Annotated in this window: 10 protein-coding genes; 3 read left to right on the top strand and 7 right to left on the bottom strand. The window is 35.3% G+C overall.

Annotated features, from left to right (window positions below; translation table 11 throughout):
- Positions 1-83: 83 nt before the first annotated feature.
- A complete protein-coding gene (locus F0460_RS08570) occupies positions 84-2,636 on the bottom strand; it encodes a T9SS type B sorting domain-containing protein (protein ID WP_150012240.1) in 2,553 nt (850 codons plus the stop codon).
- A gap of 604 nt (positions 2,637-3,240) precedes the next feature.
- Between F0460_RS08570 and F0460_RS08575 the strand changes: the two genes are divergently transcribed.
- Both F0460_RS08575 and F0460_RS08580 read left to right on the top strand, forming a co-directional pair.
- Entirely contained in the window at positions 3,241-10,122 is a 6,882-nt protein-coding gene (locus F0460_RS08575; protein ID WP_150012242.1) for a fibronectin type III domain-containing protein, read from the top strand.
- A 718-nt stretch (positions 10,123-10,840) separates the two neighbouring features.
- Positions 10,841-11,059, top strand: a complete 219-nt coding sequence (locus F0460_RS08580) for a hypothetical protein (RefSeq protein ID WP_150012244.1) — start codon at positions 10,841-10,843, stop codon at positions 11,057-11,059.
- 695 nt (positions 11,060-11,754) lie between these two features.
- Here F0460_RS08580 and F0460_RS08585 read toward each other — a convergent pair.
- The 6 genes from F0460_RS08585 to F0460_RS08610 all read right to left on the bottom strand — a co-directional run bounded on the left by F0460_RS08585 (position 11,755) and on the right by F0460_RS08610 (position 18,956).
- Positions 11,755-14,550 (bottom strand): hypothetical protein, encoded by a 2,796-nt coding sequence (locus F0460_RS08585; protein ID WP_150012246.1) that lies wholly within the window; start codon positions 14,548-14,550, stop codon positions 11,755-11,757.
- Positions 14,551-14,563: 13 nt separating this feature from the next.
- Positions 14,564-15,553 carry a hypothetical protein gene (locus F0460_RS08590; protein ID WP_190304125.1) on the bottom strand — a complete coding sequence of 330 codons (990 nt, stop codon included), beginning with the start codon at positions 15,551-15,553 and terminating at the stop codon, positions 14,564-14,566.
- A gap of 25 nt (positions 15,554-15,578) precedes the next feature.
- Positions 15,579-16,376, bottom strand: a complete 798-nt coding sequence (locus F0460_RS08595) for a fimbrial biogenesis chaperone (protein ID WP_150012250.1) — start codon at positions 16,374-16,376, stop codon at positions 15,579-15,581.
- 75 nt (positions 16,377-16,451) lie between these two features.
- Complete coding sequence (locus F0460_RS08600; protein WP_150012252.1) at positions 16,452-16,997, bottom strand: hypothetical protein; 546 nt, start codon at positions 16,995-16,997, stop codon at positions 16,452-16,454.
- A gap of 433 nt (positions 16,998-17,430) precedes the next feature.
- Positions 17,431-17,931 carry a hypothetical protein gene (locus F0460_RS08605; protein WP_150012254.1) on the bottom strand — a complete coding sequence of 167 codons (501 nt, stop codon included), beginning with the start codon at positions 17,929-17,931 and terminating at the stop codon, positions 17,431-17,433.
- A 164-nt stretch (positions 17,932-18,095) separates the two neighbouring features.
- Positions 18,096-18,956 carry a helix-turn-helix domain-containing protein gene (locus tag F0460_RS08610; RefSeq protein ID WP_150012256.1) on the bottom strand — a complete coding sequence of 287 codons (861 nt, stop codon included), beginning with the start codon at positions 18,954-18,956 and terminating at the stop codon, positions 18,096-18,098.
- A 524-nt stretch (positions 18,957-19,480) separates the two neighbouring features.
- Here F0460_RS08610 and F0460_RS08615 point away from each other — a divergent pair.
- Positions 19,481-21,151 (top strand): peptidase domain-containing ABC transporter, encoded by a 1,671-nt coding sequence (locus F0460_RS08615; protein WP_150012258.1) that lies wholly within the window; start codon positions 19,481-19,483, stop codon positions 21,149-21,151.
- The last annotated feature ends 16 nt before the right edge of the window (positions 21,152-21,167 follow it).

The raw sequence follows: 21,167 nt of genomic DNA on the forward strand, positions 1-21,167 counted from the left end.
AAAAAATGAGGTGTATAGATTGTAAAATGAGGTATATAAAAAAAGAGAAAACTTAGTTTTCTCTTTTTTTATTTTAAATATTTTTATTTTACTTCTCTAATTAGTTGTATATATCCCGTTTTATAAGGATTATTCAACATAAACACAGAATAAAAATAAGTACCCGATGGTAATATTTTACCATTGTTATCCTGTCCGTGCCATTCGTTCCTATAATTAGCTTTTGTGTAAACTGCATTACCGTATCTATTATAAATAGTAAGCTTACTTGCAAAATATTCAGACAGATCCAAATAATCGTTCTCACCGTCGCTGTTTGGAGAAATACCTTTTGGAATTTCAAAATGCGGAAGGTTAGTATCTGAACATCCAGTACATTTTTCAACAGGATCTACAATATAAATAGAACTTATATCCACATTATTTGTAAACATTCCTTTATGATCTTTTGGAACTTTTAATTTAACCGTATAAATAACCTCTTGTTTTACATCTAACGAATTAATTATATCTACTAAATCGCCAGTTCCAGATTTTCCGTTTCCTTCCCAAGTCATTTCGGTTGTTTGATGCGGCATTGGGTCATTGACCTCAACATTCAATGCTTTTTGTGGACCGTTATTAACAACTTTTATGGTATAGTTTAAATATTCGTCTATAAAAAACAATTCTTTACCATCTGTTTTAAAAGCATCAATATCGGCAACAAATGCATCAACAGTAGCAGAGCTTTTGTTATTTTTCAGGTCAGTATCTTCCAAAACCCCCTTAGTTGTTGCAGTATTTACATAGTCGCCAGAATTTCCAATTCTACATTCTACAACCAAGGTTTCGCTTTGATAAGGAGCTAAAGATCCGATGTTCCACAGACCTGTTACATTATTATAAGTTCCTTTTGAAACAGTAGAATTAACATAAATTAATCCTGTTGGAAGTAATTCTGTAACAGTAGCGTTAGGTTCTGCAAAATGTGGATTTAAGTTGGTTACTGTAATTGTAAAAGTAATATCTAAATCGTCTTGGAAAGTGCGTTCTTTTATAACTTCCAAGTCAGAACAAGGTATAACCTCCACATCTAAAGCTATAGATTTACCTGATAAACCACAATCTCTTCTCACTTGAACAGTATAGGATCCTGATTCTGTTACCTGTAATGAATTTCTTGTTGTAGTTTCGTATTCAATACCATCTTTGTGCCAAACATATTCACTATAACCTGATTCTGCTTCTAAAGTTACACTACAATCACTGTTCCTTTTTGCAAACACAGGAGGGTCTGCTGCTTCACCAAACGAAGAGAAAAATGCCGACATAGAAAAACCACCTCCTTGCTGCACCAAACTAGTTGTTAACGGCATAGCTGATGTTATTATTAAATTCGCTGGATTATTAATCTGTATATTATCAAAAGTAATCAAATAGAAACCTGTAGCCCCAATAGGCACTCTTAAATTACCGGTTACAACTTCAATATTCTGTCCGTTTACAAAAACCGGGACCGTGTTACTTTCAATTACGCAAAATCCAAAATAAGGAAGATTACCATTGTTATAATCTATAAATTTTTTTGTCTGGATATTTAAAGACCCTGCGCAACCGCCAATTGGTAATACAGTAGATATATCAGTTTCACAATCAACAGCAGTACCAGAATAAACAATAACTGGATTTTCGGCAGTGATTAATGACGATGAAAACAAATCTATACCATTTCCGTGATAAAATGTATAAGAATCACCAGCTAACCCCATATTTATATTGATAGGCGCACCAGCAACAGTTCCATTTGTATTAAAGTTTTGTATTGTAATAATGGTATCGTCTTTTGTTGTTACAATTGTAGTTTGCTCTGATCCATACCCTAATTGAGTTTGTTGTAGGGTTGGTACAGTTCCTTCTCCCCTCACTACCAGATATCTGATACCCAATGACTGTACTGGAGCTATTTGATCAAACGTCCCATCTTCTCCATTTCCACCACATGTTTGGGGTATATCGCCGTAACTACCTGTATTCATTACTACACGTTTATCAGCAGTAACTAAAGAGCCTATTGGTGCATTAAACAAATAACTCTGACCTGTGTTTAATATAATAGTAGTAGCCGGTAAGTTAACAGTTGTATTATCTTCAGTTGCCATAACCGAATACACAGGCGCGCCTGTATCTAAACCTAAAACAGAATTTCTGTAATAGCCTACCCGGAATTCCAATCCTAAACCTTCCCGACCAAAACTTACCAATGAAGCATTTCCCTTAATATTTGCAACCGAACTCCCTGCCGTATCCGACGCAATATTCCGCAAATTTACAATAACAGGATGACTAGCTTCTATTATCAAACCTTTATCATTTTCAATCAAGTTTATTGCGTTCTTTGGAGAGGTTGCAATAGCACCTGCAAAACGGTAAGACACCGGATTGTTTTCTGTAAGGGTTAAAGTGGTAATAAAAGTTCCATCACTTTTACTGATATCAACAGTAACAGTTGTATTTGGTTCAACAGTACCAATAACAATTTCATTTGCGTTGTTCCAATATTGCCAAGGTGCTGGTGCAATATAATGTTGAGTATAGTATTGAGCAAAACTATTACTGGTGCAAAACAGTATAATAAGAAAATAAAAATATTTCATAAATGAACTAAATTTTAACAAATATAATATTAGTTTTAAAAAAAGTATCAATTATACATATTTTTTTACTGGTAAGAATATGATGTTTAGAGACATTGTGTAATTAAGATTTTAACTATTTCATATTAAAATCTATCAAAATTAAATAATAAAGAATTATTTCAGTACTGTAAATAAGTATGAGGTATCTTATATTTTTTCTATTAAATAGTAATTTATGTAATTATTTAGTTAAAATAATAAACAATAAACTTGTAAAAAAGTATACAAGTAACAGTATGGTAGATGAATTATGTATGGGAGTAGAAAAAAACTATTCTAATTTCTATAAGCATTATTATATTCTACACATTTGCAGCATCTACTGATAGAACTTACTGGAATAAAAAGACAAATTTCAAACACAAGTGAAGTAAAACATTATAAATGAAATAGAATTAATTATTTCTTCTTTAAACAGATTGACTCAATTGTGATTTTTAGCATTTTTATCAACAAAAATCACCTTTTAGATGTTAAAATTCAAAACAAGAGAGCTTTAACAGAATTTTATTAAATATAATGTTGTATTTTTATGGATTATGAACAACATATAATCTAAAAAATGAAAGAGAAAATCAACCTTTTTCAACGTCAAATTAGTTGGCTTCTGCCCAAAGCTTTCTTAATTTTGATGTTACTTGCGTTTAATGAAACGCATTCACAGCCCCCCTGTACAGCAATTGCAACAAATTTCAGTGAAAATTTTGACACAACACCTACTGGTGGCACAACCAACCCTTCTGTACCAACTTGTTGGAGCTACATTGACAATATGTCTACAACAGGTTACGGATACACTGCTACTTCCGCAACAACCGTAACATCATCTCCAAATTTTTTCAGGTTTTACAGAATGTGCTCTACAGCAAATGTAAACGAAGATTTAACACTTGTATCACCCGAAACAGTTAATCTTGGTAATGGAACAAAACAATTACGCTTTTACGCCACAGGAAATTCGGCAACTGTAACAAGTATTTTAGAAGTTGTAAGCTTAAACGGAAATACATCGGCTGCAACTGCAACTGTTTTAGCCACTTTTAATATTACAGGAACATCTTATAATGAATATATTGTTCCGTTACCTGCAACAACAGACGATTATTTTGGTTTTAGAGTACCTCACAACGGATCTGCTACAACAAACTATCCCTACGCTTTTATTGATGATGTTTTTTATGAGGATTTAGAAACTTGTTTTTTTCCTACAAATGTTACTGTTTCTGCAATTACCCAAAATACAGCTACAATATCGTGGACTGCTTCGATAGATCCAAATGTAACAACCTATGATTACGAAGTACGCTCAAGCGGTACTCCTGGTTCTGGAACAACCGGCTTAGCAGCGTCTGGTAACACCACTGGGGTTACAGCAAACATTACAGGCTTATCTCCGTCTGCAAATTATACAGTTTATGTACGCAGTGTTTGCGGGTCTGCTTCAACAGGCAGGTGGAATCCTGTTTCCGTTTCATTTTTTACCTTGTGCGGTGTGGTTACAGGTAATTTTTATGAAGGATTTGATACCACTGCAACCGGAACTACATCAAACAACAATTTCCCAAATTGCTGGAGTTACGTTGATGATGTAACTACCACAGGTTACGGTTATGTAAATGCAGCAAACGCACAATCGGGCAGTAATTCGTATCGTTTATATAAAACCAATACTACAGCAAATCAAGGACAGAATTTAATTTTAATTTCGCCCGAAACATCAAATTTAGGCAGCGGTACCAAACAATTGCGTTTTTCTGTTCGTGCCGGCACAGCTACGAATGTGAACAATTTAGAGATAGTAACTGCAAACGGCGACGATGCAAACGCTACATTTACCGTGATACGAACCATAAATGTTGACTATGTAACTTATCAAGAATATATTATTCCGTTACCTGCGACTACCGACGATTACTTTGGTTTTAGATTGGCGCATAACGGAACAACAACGCTATCTACCATTCATCTAGATGATATTTATTACGAAGATTTGTCAGACTGTTTTTTCCCTACTGCTTTAACGGTAGGTAATATAACACAGACAGGTGCCGATTTGTCTTGGACAACATCTGTTTCAACAAGCGTAACCAGTTATGAATACGAAGTTCGATCTTCTGGCGCACCAGGATCAGGAACTGTTGGATTAGATGCTACGGGTATAGTTACGGGTACTTCAACAACAGTAACCGGCTTATCACCTTCGCTAGAATATACAGTCTACATTCGCAGTATTTGTGGAACTACAGAAGGAATTTGGAATCCCGTTTCGCAGACTTTTAATACCTTATGTGGAGTAGTTACCGGAAATTTATATGAAAATTTCGATACAACAGCTGCAGGATCAACATCTAATGCTACGTATCCTAATTGTTGGAGTTATATAGATGATGTTACTTCAACAGGATACGGATATGTTTTGAATAGCACTACTTATGCACAATCACCAACCCAATCGTTCAGATTGTACAGAACAAATTCTACTACAAATGCCGCAGAAGATCTTGTTTTAATTTCGCCTGAAACAGATAATCTTGGAAACGGCACTAAACAGTTACGTTTTTCGGTTAGATCTTACTTAACAAGCTACACAAACAAATTAGAAATAATATCGATATCGGATAATACCACAACTTTAAATGCAACAGTATTAGCAACGATATATAAAGACGACACTTCTTACCAAGAATACATTGTTCCGTTACCTGCAACAACCGATGATTATTTTGCTTTTAGAATGGCATACAACGGTGTTACCGCTGCATCATCGGTAGTAATAGACGATGTTTACTACGAAGATTTATCGCCTTGTATTTTCCCAATGAACATAAAAACAAGCGCTATTACCGGAAACACAGCAACCATATCGTGGGATGCTTCTTTAGCAACAGGTGTAACCGGTTACGAATACGAAATACGTACTTCTGGCGATGCCGGTTCCGGAGCTGTAGGTTTAAAAACAAGCGGTACCGTTACAGGAACATCTGTAAATATTATTGGTCTAGATCCTGCTACACAATATTTTGTTTATGTTCGAAGTATTTGTGGATCAACCAATGGCATCTGGACAACATTTCCTGTTAACTTTTACACTTTATGCGGAATAGTTACCGGAAATTTCTATGAAGGTTTTGATACTACCGAAACAGGCACTACAACAAACAATAATTTCCCTTATTGTTGGAGTTATGTTGACGAAGTAGTTTCAACAGGATATGGCTATGTAAATGCTGTAAATGCACAATCACCAAGCAATTCTTACAGAATGTATCGTACCAATACCGTTGCTAATCAAGGTCAGAACTTAAGGTTAATTTCACCTGAAACAGATAATTTAGGAAACGGTAATTGGGTAAAACAAGTACGTTTTTCGGTAAGAGGAACTAGTACTTCTCCTCAAATCTTAGAGGTATTCACGGCGAATGGCACTACATCGGCAGCTAATTTCACTGTATTAGATACTATTATTATAAACAGTACAACTTATCAAGAATATACTGTGTATCTTCCACAAACAACAGATGATTTCTTTGGCTTTAACTTACCACATAACGGTACAACTATAGCAGGAACTGTTCATATTGATGATGTTTATTATGAAAACACCCCATCATGCAAACCTGTTTTATCTAAAGATATCATCTTAAATAACGTATCTAAAAATGGAGCAGCGATTAGTTGGATAGATAACATGAACCTTAGCAGTGTTTCTTATATGGTTGAAGTACGTGAAATTGGTAATCCGGGCGATCCTGGCGCATCATTCATTGGCACAACTGCTCCTGGTGTAACAACTATAAATGCTACAGCATTAAACCCTAATACCAAATACAGCGTGTATGTAAAAGTACTATGTTCTGCTACCGATGAAAGTATCTGGACTTATGGAGAAGATTTGCAAACATTATGTGACTATCCAGATTTTGTATCTTACACTACTTCGTTGGATCTATGTGGTTCTCAAAAAGCAGTTTTAGATGCAGTATTAACAGATCAAACAGCAGAAGCAGCTTGGTACGATACCGAAAATGACATCCTTCCATTATATATAGGTCAAAATTTTGTTTCAGACAACGATGTAACTCAAGATAGGAGTTTTTGGTTAAGAAGCAGAAAGTTAGTAACAGATTCTGATGTACAAATTGGAGACGGAACATTAACTGCAAGTGGTAACCAAACTTTTCTTTATCATTTATGGGGAGGCTATAAACATCAATATATTTTTACTGCTGCAGAGTTAAGCGCAACAGGTTTAACAGCAGGACCTATTACAGCTCTAAAATTTGATGTAGTAACTGTTGGAACACCTAACAGAAACGACTTCAGTATTTCATTAGGAACAACCACACAAACTGCAGCTACAACAACTCATATTGATAATAACAATTTATCACAAGTTTATAGTAATGTTTCAGAAACTTTTGCTGTAGGTATTAAAACATTTACTTTCACAACTCCATACCTATGGGACGGCGTAAGTAATATAGTAGTACAAATTGTTTGGAGTAACCAAAACACTGGCGGTGGTAGCACCGGTGGTAGTGGTGCCTTAAGGTATCATACAACAGATATAAACATGAATACCTACACTTGGGCTGACAATAGAACTGCTGCTGAATTTATAAGCACACTTACTGGGAACGTTAACGGCAGTGGAGGAACATCTACCAATAGCGGTAGACCAAATACAGTATTTGTTGGAGTTGCCGGCTGTATTTCTCCAGCTATAGAAATTCCTATTACAGTGGCACCTAAACCGGCTTTTGAACTATCTACAGATAAAGTTATTTCTTGTGATGGTGATATTTCGTCTCCTGTAACTATTACGACTAATCTTGGAGGATACGATACTTTTGTATGGACACCAAGTACAGGAGTTAGTGGAGATGAAGTAAATGGCTGGACATTTAACACCAATCAAGAGCAGGAATATACTTTAACAGCAAGCCAATCAAACGGAATTTGCGAGCAGATAAAAACAGTTTTGGTTATTTCAGGCGTCAAACCAGAGCCAAACCCTAATTTAGCAACTGTTCATGATGTGTGTAAAAACACCGTTACCGAACTTAATGTATTAGAAAGTTTACCCAATAGTGCTACAATTGGTAACTTAACAACAACTACAGCTCCAACGAGCGAAGTATCGGCTTTTGTACAAAGTTCAGCGTATTCTAAGCAGCAATACATTTACAGGGCCGCTGAATTACAAACACAAGGCTTAACAACAGCTGGATATATTACAGAGTTGGCTTTTGAAACGATAAATTCAGGATCAAGCATGACCAATGACAATTATGCTGTCAAAATGATGTTAAGCCCAAACACAACTTTTCCTGACAATAATTTTGTTGACGGAAACTTCCATACGGTATATTCAGCTACTACACATACACATACTTTTCAGGGCGCACAAAACATTGTGTTAGATCATCCTTTTTATTGGGACGGTCAATCGAATATCATTGTACAGATTACGCAACAAGGTACAGGTGGCGGTAACAATGCAGAATCGTACTTTACTTCGGCAACAGGTAATGTAGGTATTTATAATTCAGGCGCTACTGATGCAGATCCTGTAAGCGGAACTACAACTACCAATCGCCTTGATTTAAAATTTAGTTTTGAACAGTCAACCGCTACATGGTCGCCAGTATCAAACTTGTACTTAGATGCAGCTACAACAATTCCATACACCAGCGGAACAAATGCTTTAACGGTTTATAGCATATCAAGCTTAGGTGGAACAAATGTTTATACGGCATTACTTACGGCTCCGAGTGGTTGTTCAACAAGTGTAGATTATACTATTAATGTTGCAGATGTTGGAACACCAGTTGTTCAAGGTCAAACATTTTGTGAGGCGACACCTGTAACCAATGTAGTTGTAACGGGACATCAAGGAGCAACATTAGTTTTTTATAATGATGCTACAGCAACTACCCCAATCACGACTATTTCACAGACAGGTACTTATTACGTAGAAGCAGTTTTAGGGTCATGTAAATCGGCACGTATTCCGTTTACAGCCACCATTACACCATTAGGCTTACCTACAGCAACATTTACTCAGGTAATTTGTGGTACAGGTACAATTGCTGATTTAACAGCAACAGGTATAAACGGATCGCAAATAAACTGGTATGATTCTGCGACTTCTACAACTGTTCTGCCAAGTACGCAACCTTTAGTGGATAATACTACCTATTATGCAGCACAACAATTAGGAAATTGCGAATCGGGAAGAATCGCTATATTGGTAAGTATCAACACAACAGCACTTCCAACATTAACACCGCAAACAATTACCGTATGCGGAGATTTAACTTATGGAAGTGTCGATCTAAATCAAATAAGTGGTTCAGATCTGTTATGGTATCCATCAGCAACATCGCAAACACCAATACCAAATACCGATGCTATTGTCAGCGGAACTTACTATGTTTCACAGAAATTAAACAATTGTGAATCGGGTCGTGCTCAAATAACCGTAACAAGCGCTCAAAGTAATGTTCCTGCTCCAACTGCGGGTGTTCAAAACATTTGTGGTAGTGGTACGGTAGCACAATTATCGGCAAACATTCTACCTAATGCTATCGCACTTTGGTACAGCGACGCTACATCAACCACACCATTACAACTTACAGATGTATTGGTAAACGGAACTTATTATTTGGCTCAGCAAGAAGATAACTGTATATCACCAAAAATACCGGTTGCAGTAAGAGTAATAAGTACTGTAGCTCCAGCGGTGTCTCCATTCGTATTGTGTGAAGGTTCAACTGTGGCAGATTTAGATCTTCCCGTAACATCTGGTACATCGTACAAATGGTATATCAACAGCACATCGACTACCGAATTGCCATTAACAGATATTTTAAACAGCGGATATTATTTTGTTGTTCGCGTTGAAAACGGTTGTGAATCTGGCAAAACACAAGTACAAGTTACCATTAACAGCAGACCCGAAGGTCCAGTAGGTGCATCGCCACAGACCTTTACAGATTATGCAGAAATAAGTAATCTGATTATGGATGAACCTAATGTGATCTGGTATATAACTTATGACGATGCAATAAACGGCATAAATCCGTTAAACCAAGATATGCCTTTGGTGGATGGAACAACCTATTATGCAGTAATTATCGGTGCAAACGGATGCCCGAGTTTACCAACACCGATTGAAACAATTATTGTTTTAGGTGTAAACGATTTTGATTTAAGCAAGTTGAAATATTACCCTAACCCAGTAAACGATTTGTTAACAATTACTTATACTGATGCAATTACAAATGTAGAAGTGTTTGATTTAAACGGACGTTTAGTAATAACCCGTAATTTTGACAATCAAACTGTTCAGTTAGATTTTAGCAACTTAAGTTCTGGAACTTATATGCTGAATATTAAAACAAAAGAAAATAGTCAATTTGTGAAAATTGTAAGAAAATAATTTAAAATTCAGTCAAATATACAGCCGTTCTTTTGAACGGCTTTATATTTTAATTTAGTGCATTTCGTTTAGGAAGAGTTGAATTCATGAATTGGCAGCAAAGTACCACTTCATTTCGTACTACAGTTTATTACCTACAACAGCAGGCGAAGTAATCATGATAACAAAAGTAAAATATAAACCATCGAATAAAAATCTTTTGTTTTTGATCTTGCTTCAGTTCAAAAATGGTTAAGCTATTCTTCTAAAGCTACCTGATCGAATATTATTCATTCGTTATCATTTTTTATAATTATTTATTCATAAAATTTTCTATTTCACTCTGCTCACCAATCATCTTAGGCTTTATTTATCAGCTCAACCTCATTTTTCTCACTAATGAAACCTTTATCCATTTTAGTAATTCATTCTATTCTCAATCAGAATATAATAAAGCTTAAAAATGGACTTTTCCGCATAGCCGAAAACAGCTTTAAGTTTGTGTTTTTTTTTACTTTTAATAATCATTATATTCTCTTTTACTTTAAATTATTTGACTTTTCAGAAGCTAATCTCAATCTACAGCTAGTAGATTCGATTCTTGTTGTTAATCTTACAGTTTTCAATCAAAAATAATATACTATTACCATCATCTAAATCAAGGTAACTCCTGATATATTAGCAACGTTATATTTTAAACAACCACAAATTATTCGTATTCACAAATTAGAAAAATATTATGATTAAAATACTACTCTTATTGATAGGATACCCCTATCAGTATGTTGATAGCTTTGTTTGGAAAAGTAATAAAATGTACCGATCATTAGTACTTAACAGAATACTTAAACAGCAGAAAGAAATAGGTTTCAATAAAGAAGAACTGGAGAACAAATATGGACCGGCAAATAAAATATACAGTTCAGGTGCGTGTAGCTATGATGTACCCAAATTGTGACTACGTAAAAAGAAATGTGTACTTAACTTCTATTTTGACCTGGAAGATAAGGTTTTTTAAATCAGGCGAAAATACACCGTACTTTATTAATTCGATGATCTGCCGTTAACATGTCAACTTATGGATGACATGGAATACTACAATCCTTAAGAATAATCCGGTACAACTACTAAAAAATGAAGTTTCCTCAGCATGCTTTTCACATTCAGTAAGTGTCAATGAACAACCTCGCCTTAAAGGTGTATAGGCACCCTAAAAATATTTTTTCTAAACGTTTCACGATTCCCTAACGAACAGCTTTTACACCGTAAATTGATAAAAATTCCCGATCTTTAAGTTGTATATGCTTACGCATTCAGTGAGTACAAACCACAACAGCACCTCACGCGTGTCTAGACACCCACAATATATTGTTTCTAAATAGTAATAGTTAAGCAATTATTGATTTAAGTCTGATACTGTACTTTAAAAAAAAACTGACAGGGTTTTAAAAGCACCTTTTAAATAATTTTGCTATATATCAAATGGTATAAGCTTACTACCTAACAAACAGCTTTTATATCTTTTAGTAAAAATATTTCCGAACTTTTACAGTTGGTCTGTCTATCCACATCTTTTTTATCTGATGCTGTTAGTACGTGAATATAGAATACTCTTGTTTTTATTTATTTAACTTCTATTCAATCTGTACGTCACTATGAACCGAACTTTTTAACTTTTACCTGTTTCTGCTGTACTTCAATAATAAAATCGGCAGCGTTGGTTATTTTTCCGGATTGGATTAGCAATTGCTGTTTTGGGTTAGAACAAAATGTATTTTCAGAAAGGGAGTTGGTGTCCAACATGATTTCATAAGTTCCTGTAGGTAAGAATGCTACAAAATTACCGTCATCATCTGTACCAATTCGTTGTACCAAACTGCCATTTTTTGTAATAGTAAATACAATGCCGCCCGCTTTTACATCGAAATTTTTCACTGTTTTTTGGTCGTAACGATATTGTATTTTTCCTTTCAACGAACCATTCTGATGTAGCGCAATATTAACATTCTGATCATAGCCGTTCATAAGGAACTCTGTTCCCTCTGCAAACCAACCATTTTGTTGAACAGACTGTATTCTATAACTGTTGAAAGGCAGGCTTCTGTATTTAATCTTTCCATCTGTATCCGATTTAAATGTTGTTCTATCAATTGTAATAAAAAAGTCAGGAGCCGGTTCATCATCTCCATCAAACACATTGTTACCGTTTTTATCATAAAAAACGAATGCAGACAAAGTGCCTTTTTTCCCCGGAGATGCTGCCTTACTGCCTAAATTCATGCTCATTCCGACTTCAATAACATACATTCCGGCATTTTGAAAAATGGTTGCCTTACTGTAATGAAACCAGGAAGAATTCAGATAAACGCGGTATTTATCTGTTGGCAGATACTGCACATTCACAAAAGCCGAAGGCGTTTCCCCCGAGATAAAATCGTTAAGATACGCTGCCCCGCCCCTTACAAGCAATTTATTCGACATAAACTTATGATCACTTGCAAGTGATAGCGTCAATCGGTTAAAATCACTCTGTTTTTTCTCCATTAACAACAGTGAAGAATATTCTGACAGAAAGTAACTACCGTGCTGATATGTTGCTGTGGCATTAAAACCTTTATAACTGTAGATGGAATTCACCTTTAGTTGCGGAAAAAGCTTTGCAGCATCAGACATTTTTACCAAACCTTCTTCAATTCCCAACATCACAGAATGCTTTTGATTGCTGCTTAACCAGTTAAAATTTTGGGTTACACGAAAAGCCTCCATCGACAAAAAACCATTGGGAACAATCCATGAGAAAGCATTCCCCGTCTCTTTATAATACTGCATCCCAAAAGCACTCCCCACCGATTTCAGCCTAGGAAGCGATATGCCCGTATCTATCCTAAAACCAGTAGTTTTCATATTAAGACTGTAGGTGTACGATTCCGGTGCAAAATCAGAATAAAAAATATTTGCATATACCATACGATCCCTTTTCAGGGTTTTCATAAAATTCTGCTGTAACTGAATCACTCCTCTGCGGTTTCCCGGAAAGTAGCTGCTGCTTACATAATAATTTCCAGACAAGCGTACATCTTTAACCAAACCGTTATACTGTGTTTCCAAAGCGTAAGAAGGCTGGTTTTTATTTACTATTACATAATTACTGAATGCCCCATGCGCCTTTAACCTTATGTTCCAGTCATTATTTATCTGCTTAACATTCTCGACACCTACTACATGATGCGATGCCTTTTCTAATTTATCTTCTTTAAAAACATAGTTGAAACTTTTCTGATTAGAAGGATTATTTGCTCCAAAAGTTCCCAATGCATACATACCGTATCCCCTTTTAAGAAAAGCATCTTTTTGAGTAAGGTTAAAATTTTCATCAATAAATCCCAGTTGAATGCGGTTATTCTGTGTTTTATCTGCAGTATCAAACTGAACACCGCGACCAAACAACGGAACTTCCAACTGCTGACTGATGTTTCCTATCTTAACCTGATGGGTATCCAAACGATAGGCAAGATAGGTGTTGCTTACCAGCGGTTCATTCTGACTGTTTGGCATATAGATATTTCCGCTAACCGACAAGTATCCCGCAGGCAAATCTATATCGCCCGATCCCATCAACTGATACACACCCGAATCTTTTCCGCTGTTACGGTAGCTTGCCGTTACATTGTTTTTCTGATAGTATTGATTATACGCCAAACTGTTGATGTCTTCGTAACGCTTTACGGAAGATACATTCTGTACATTTATGGATAGACTTCCGAATAATATTTTCTCTGTCCCCCTCATTGCCGCTACGTTCACTGAAAACTGTGATTTGTCCAGCAGCGATTTAGGTACCCAGAACTTAAAATTGAATATTGAATCTTTACGAACGTCAATAACTGCAGTTTGTTCAAAAAAACTTTCTTCACCGGTAAGATCCGGAATATTGAATACCACAAAAACCTGTTGGGATCTGTTGCCCAGATTGGTTACGTTTACTTTTATAGAAAGAGAGTCGTTTGTATTGGTTAGGAAGACCGTAGGAGCAACTGCCTGCAGGAGCATTGCGTCATCCACTTCTACCTGCTGCGTAATACTTTTTTTTAGTATCGATTCTTTTTTATTATTCAAAAGATCTATTAAAATATCTGTAGTTCCGGCCGTAGCACCTTTCCCTCTAATAACTTTTAAGGGTACAAATTTATGTTCACCCGGTTTTAATTCCACCAGAATTTCCGAACCCGAAATACTTTTGAAACCCTCAGGAGTTGTTATCTGCAATATTCCGTTAAAACTGCTTTCCAAAGTGTTTTTTAATTCTACCGTAAGATCCAATAAATTCTGATGGCCTGTTGTAGCATTTGTTTCCACATTCATTTCCATGCCAGCCTGTGCCTGTACCTCATAGCAAGTTACAGTACAGCAAAAAACAAGCAGCAATTTTAAGAAAAACGAACGAAACATTTAATTGTAGTGGTTACTGTGGAACAATCTCGTACTGCAATGTAGTAGTGTACTGTTCCGGTTTTGCATTTATAAGATTTGCATCATTTACTTTAGTAGCATAAACTATATCAAAATAAACCTGTGCACTCTGAGTTGATGGTCCCGATGCTATCTTCTGCGCATTTGCAGACAATGCTACCGGAAATACTGAAGCCTGATTTGTAGAAACAGGTATAAGTGAAAGATTTACAGTATTTAAAGGCAGAGTATTACCCGTTGCAGATGTAAAATTCGGCTGCAATGCCGTTACCTTCAACTGATAATTTGTATTAGCCGATACCATTAATCCGTTGGAATATTTCACGTTGACACCTTGCAGGTAATCCTGTTTAGTTTTAAGTTCTAATAAACCATTCACTGCATTTGAAGCTACCTTAATAGCCAACTGGTTAGCAGGTGTTTGCGGACTTCCACTTAATGTTGCAATCTGCAGCGTGTAGTAACGCTCCTGCAGACCCCGTAGCTGGTTTTTATTATCGTAAAATCTAAATTCAAGAATCATTGTGAATTGCGACCAGGTTGTGAATTGTGAAAGATAGGCTCCTCCTTCAACTTTTAGATCGAACGGGATATGAAAATTGTAATACGGGTTTCCACCCCCCGCAATGTTGAACAAGCCAGCCTGCGACTGCGGCACCAAAAAAACCTCCTGCCCTTGCTGCAGAAAACTCTGTAATGGCATCCCTATCTGGGTGATCGTTGGTATGGCAGAACCGTTTAACTGACCGTATGTTGTGGTTGGTAACAGACTTATTTTATCGGCAGGAAAGATTTGATTTCCGTTGGAAATAGCTTGTTTCACACGTACCGATACTCGCCACGTAGGCAGGTTCAGGTTACCGTTTCCATCTAACCAAACTTTATAGGCATTACTTTTTACAATACCATTGTAAGAATCAATACTCGCATAATTGTTGCTGTCAACATTTAAATTCTGCGCTTTCGCAGTATTAACCAGCAAAACGAAACAAATAAAAAGAAAACACTTAGTCATTGGTAAAAGATAATTCTCCCATTTCTATGGTATTTTCGTCGCCGTAATCAATAAGAATATTTGCCGTGTATTTTCCTTTTTCCAAATTTTCAGGCAAAGAAATCAGCATTTTACGTTTGTCTGCCGGCATGGTGTAGAACACAATATGATCTAATACCGTTTTTTTTCCAGTAGCTGTGTTTAACAATTCGGGATATACGATACCGTCTGCCCAAATATTTCCGTTATTAGAAAAATAAAGTACTACGTGATTCGATTTTTTATCGAACAGAATATTTTCAATTTCCAGCTTGCGGTTTTGTATTTCGCTTGTACGGTGAAACAGTTTTATACCAGAGCGTATGCTTACTTTTATATTAGCTCCTTTACTATCCACATCATCTACAGGATTCATCTGCGTAACATACAGCATAGCGGTATGTGCAGAAAGATTACCTTGAAATGTGTTGGGTACCGTTATGTTTACCTCCACCTCTTTGTTTTCACCGGGTTTCAATGAAAAATAGCTATCTTCTTTACTAATATTTACCCAACCGGCACATGATGTTTCCAAACTGTCTGCAGGATACATCATGTTTTCACCCATTTCACTGTACTGCCAGTCGCCCGTACTTAACGCCAGATTCATTACGTGGGTTGCGCTTACATTTGTAACCGTGACCTTTTGTCGGCTGCTTTTACCGGCATCCGATTCAAAATAAAGACGCGGAGGCGATACCGAAACACCGGTTTGTGCCAACATACTGGAGCCCCAACATAAAGCAATTAAAAATACCGCAAATCCTTTCATCACTACAAAGTTTATATTTAAAAAAAGTGCTACAGATGATTGCAGCACTTTGATAAAATAATTATTTTAATACTGTTATTTAGCGTATATTGTATAAGTTACAGTAGTAGTAAATGTTGTAGCTGTACTGCTTGCCACATATTTGTCAAGATATGCGTCATTACCTGCTGCTTTATATTCAATATCAATATTTTTATCTCTAGCCCCTTTTGTAGAAGAAACAATGATACCGTCTGTAGCCGACAATTCAACATTTTGCTTATAATCAGCATCTGTTAAAGCATCCTGAGTTCCCTGAGTTGCAATAATTTTTATGGTTGACGCAGCAATATTTCCATTGCTTCCAGCAGTACCCTGATTGATTAATTCGGATCCGCCTGATTTTACTTTAACCTCAAATCCACCAGTACTGAATATATTCAAGTGGTTTGCCTGTTTAGAAGACACACCGTCTTTATAATGATCTTTCGTTGTATAATCAATATTAACTGTTTTTTGTTGTGAATTAACCACTAAAGTCTGGATAGGATTTAATCGTACATTTAAAGTTGCGTTGTCTGTTTGTGCTTCTGCTGCGATTCCAATTAGCATCATTAAAGATGCAATTACTACTTTTTTCATTTTTTTGTTAGTTTTTCCTTTGTTGCTTATGAACTTTTTAGTATATTTGATTTTACAACTTTTACCCCCCCTGTTGTAAATCGGATACAAAAGTACCTTATAGCATGTTTATGCTACTTATCAAAATATACTTAAAACTTGTAGTTTTTTACAAAGCAGCTTTTATACAAAAAAATTAATCGACTTTCATATCATTACTCAAAACCTGCTCAATGTTAAAGGGATAAAGTTTATAATGAATCAAATATATTTTAGAGTTGCATTCTTGAAGTAAAATCGTATTGTGCACCTTTGGATTGAAATTTTCATACAAGCTTGAACGGAAGAAAATTTTGAGAAATTATTTTTGGTGTAAAATTTCTAACCGGTTTTAAAATTATTCCAATTTAAAATGTATAATACTAGTTGTATATACTTATGTGTGTTATAGACTTTATTGAGAAACGATGGTATACAATACCGTATAAGTATGGTTTGCAGGTGTATTGTTTTTAGTAAGTCCAACAAGGGCATCATTCCCTGCACCTTTATAACTGATGTTTACATTTTTATCAATAGCACCTTTAGTTGCAGAAATTATAGGCTGTTCTATTTCCGAGATATTTTTACCTGTGTACATAACATGTGACTGCTCCAAGGGTTTAGATCCTGACGATGGCATTATGATGATATTACTTAACATGTCCTTATCAATTGCAGCAGTTACTGCACTTACTTTCACCTGAAATCCGCCGGTACTGTATATTATTAAATGGTCTTGCTGTTCAGATACTACTCCATTGCGGTAGTCTTCACGGGTATTGTATTCAAGATTCACTTCTTTTTGTGCCGTATTAACCAATAATGTCTGGATCGGATATAAATTCACATTCAAAGTAACACTGTTCTGTGCGTATAGTTCAAATGATAAAAATCCAAATAAAAATGCAGTCATTATAATTCTTAAAAACATACGCCCGTAATTTAGCAGGTTTTATATTCACTGATCTAAATATACAAAATTGTTTTGGAAAAAAATATAACTATTCCTATTTCTTTACATCAAAATAACGTGTAAGTGCATGTTTTTAATATTGTTTATGCAGTGCTAACAGAAATTTAACCTGCATGCCTAATCATCCGCGGATTTTTAGCGGTATGTTTTTTTATGAATGTACTAAAGTTTGCCTCGTCATTAAAACCAAGCTGATAGGCGACTTCAGAAACGGTAAAATTGGAATGCTTCAGCATACGGATACCTTCGCTAACCACTTTATCTATGATTACCTGCTTGGCAGTGCGGCCAAGAACAGACTCTGTCATTTCACTTAACCTGCGGGGGGTAACAAACAGCAGTTGTGCATAAAAGCTCACATGTTTTTCAATCTGGTAATGTTTTTGCAAAAGTACTCTGAATCTGTTTACAATATCAATAAAAGTAAATTTTCGAACATCATTCTGCTCTTCGTACGCTTTTTCATCCACACAAAAGAGACCATCCAACAGCAGTGCTTCCACACAATTGTGCGCCACCGAAATATACAATCCATTATTCTGTTTGGTTTTGTATAGATTAAGTCGGTTAATTATCAATTTCACTACTTCATCAATAGGAATTGAAGCTTGAGTAACGACAACTTGAGAAGATTTATCAAAAAAAAGATCGGAATTAAGGACTAATGAATCTTTAGCAGATTTTTCAAAAAAAGACGCCGAAAAGGTCAATGCATAAATACTACCTTTTTGAGAAGCCTCTTCACAAAAGACCATATTTTTGGAAGGTCCTATAAAAACAAGACTACCTCTTTTAATTTCGCACCCAATTCCATCAATTGTGACAGCTGTATTCTGTATAACAATCAATATACAATAATAATCCATTGTACTAAATGACCTACTACCGTTATTCCTCTGGATAAAATAATCCATTGAATTTGCACTGAACCCATTAATACTAAGTTCATCAGTTATCTTATACATATACAATTACAAATTTGCATAAAAAGTTAATTCTTTAAATATCTTCACAACAATTATGGGTTTAAATATAGTGTAATTCCTGTACTACTGCAACATTTTAATTTTTTTTACCAAATCTTAACAATAAAATAATTTTTTAAGAATCACCTCAGGTACTGCTGCCAAAATTTTAACAATTTGGTTTTAAAACCTTTCTTTTTATTAGGTTACACCAATACTATTTTACATAGTTACTTCTAAATTTTTATCAGATTAAAAAAGTCTGGAATTGCTTGCAAACTAAAGCTAAATAAAATAACTCATCAAAACATTCAATATCTTCAAAAACGCTCACAATAACATCGTCTAAAATTAAAATTCGATTAGAAATTAAAATAATTTCTATCTCATCTTAAAACTACAATCAACACTAAAAAAACCTACAACCGTGTAGCATCATGCGATAATATTTTTTTATTTTTACAATAATCAAATAGTTCAAGTAGCTATTAAGATTAGTGAAACCCCGTAAGGAAAAGCTTTATATGGCAAAAAATACACAGACAGAATTTAACAGCAGAAAACTGTTTACCTATATAACAAAAGAGAAAAAAGATGTAGCTAGTATTTATATCTATGCTATTTTAAGCGGTTTGGTACAATTAAGCATACCTTTGGGCATACAGGCAATTGTAAGTTATGTAATGGGTGCCACTATGGTAACCTCTCTTTATATTTTAATTGGTTTTGTTGTGTTCGGAACTTTTTTGGCGGGATTTTTCCGTATTCGTGTGATGCAGATCATCGAAAAAATTCAACAGAAACTATTTGTTGAATATTCTTTGGCATTTGCCGAGAAACTGCCAAAGACCAATCTGGCAACAACCAAAAAATACTATCTGCCCGAATTGGTCAATCGTTTTTTTGATGTACCGAACCTGCAAAAAGGTATTTCTAAAATATTGCTCGAAATTCCTACTGCCTTAATACAAATCGTATTCGGAATTATATTATTATCGTTCTATCACCCGTGGTTTCTGGTTTTCGGAGCGTTGGTATTTATCCTTGTCATCGCTATTTTCAAATTTACCTCTAATTCGGGTATCGAATCAAGCTTGAAAGAAAGCGATAAAAAATACGAAGTGGCATCTTGGTTAGAAGACATTGCCGGATCGGTAAAAACATTCAAGATCAATTCTAAAAGCGATACGCATCTAAAAGGAACAGACAACCGGGTGTTAGCATACCTTACACATCGTACCAGCCACTTCAAAGTACTGCTATTGCAATATTGGACCATTGTGCTTTTTAAGGTACTTATTACACTGCTAATGCTTTCTATTGGCACCTACCTGCTTATCAATCAAGAGCTGAATATTGGAGCTTTCGTTGCAGCAGAAATTGTTGTGTTAACAATACTTACCGCCGTTGAAAAACTGATTAAAAGTTTGGAAAGTTATTATGATGTCATTACATCACTAACCAAGTTGAGTAAAGTAACCGAATTGCATGAAGAGAACGATTCCAACATTGAAATTCCTGACAGTAAAGATGGTATGGAAATTATTTTTAAAGATGTAAGCATTCATTTTAAAGATCAGAAACCTATTATCAACAACATTAATTTTGAAATACCCAAAAACAGCCTAACCGTTATAAAAGGTTATCTGGGATCGGGCAAATCGTTACTTTTGAACATGATGGCTGGTTTTTACGAACCTACCAGCGGAACTATTTTATTTGATAAAGTGCCGTTAAGCAACATAAACAAAGCTACTTTCAGGGAACAAACCGGTATTTATCTGGAAGACATGCACATTATTAAAGGCACACTTTTAGGCAATATTACGCTTGATAAAGAAAATTATCAAACACAAGATGTATTGAATTTAGCCGAAGAATGGGGTATCGAAGATTTTTCGAGTCAGTTTACCCAAGGATTATTAACCCAGTTAAGCGATACCGATACCGAACTTTCTTTCAGCTCCCGAAAAAAAATACTACTGTTACGTGCTATGTTAGGTAAAAAACGACTGTTGTTACTGGAAGATCCTGTTGACGGTATGGATCAAGATTTTGCAGAGAAAATGACTGCTTATCTAAAAAAGATCAAATCGCAAACAACCATTGTAATTGTTTCAGAAAAGGAAGAATTAGTAAATGCGGCAGACCATATTTTTTCTGTACAAAACGGCAGCGTCATCCATATTAAATAAATTAAAGAAACAACAT

Source organism: Paenimyroides baculatum, from assembly GCF_008629655.1.
Taxonomy (GTDB): Bacteria; Bacteroidota; Bacteroidia; order Flavobacteriales; family Flavobacteriaceae; genus Flavobacterium; species Flavobacterium baculatum.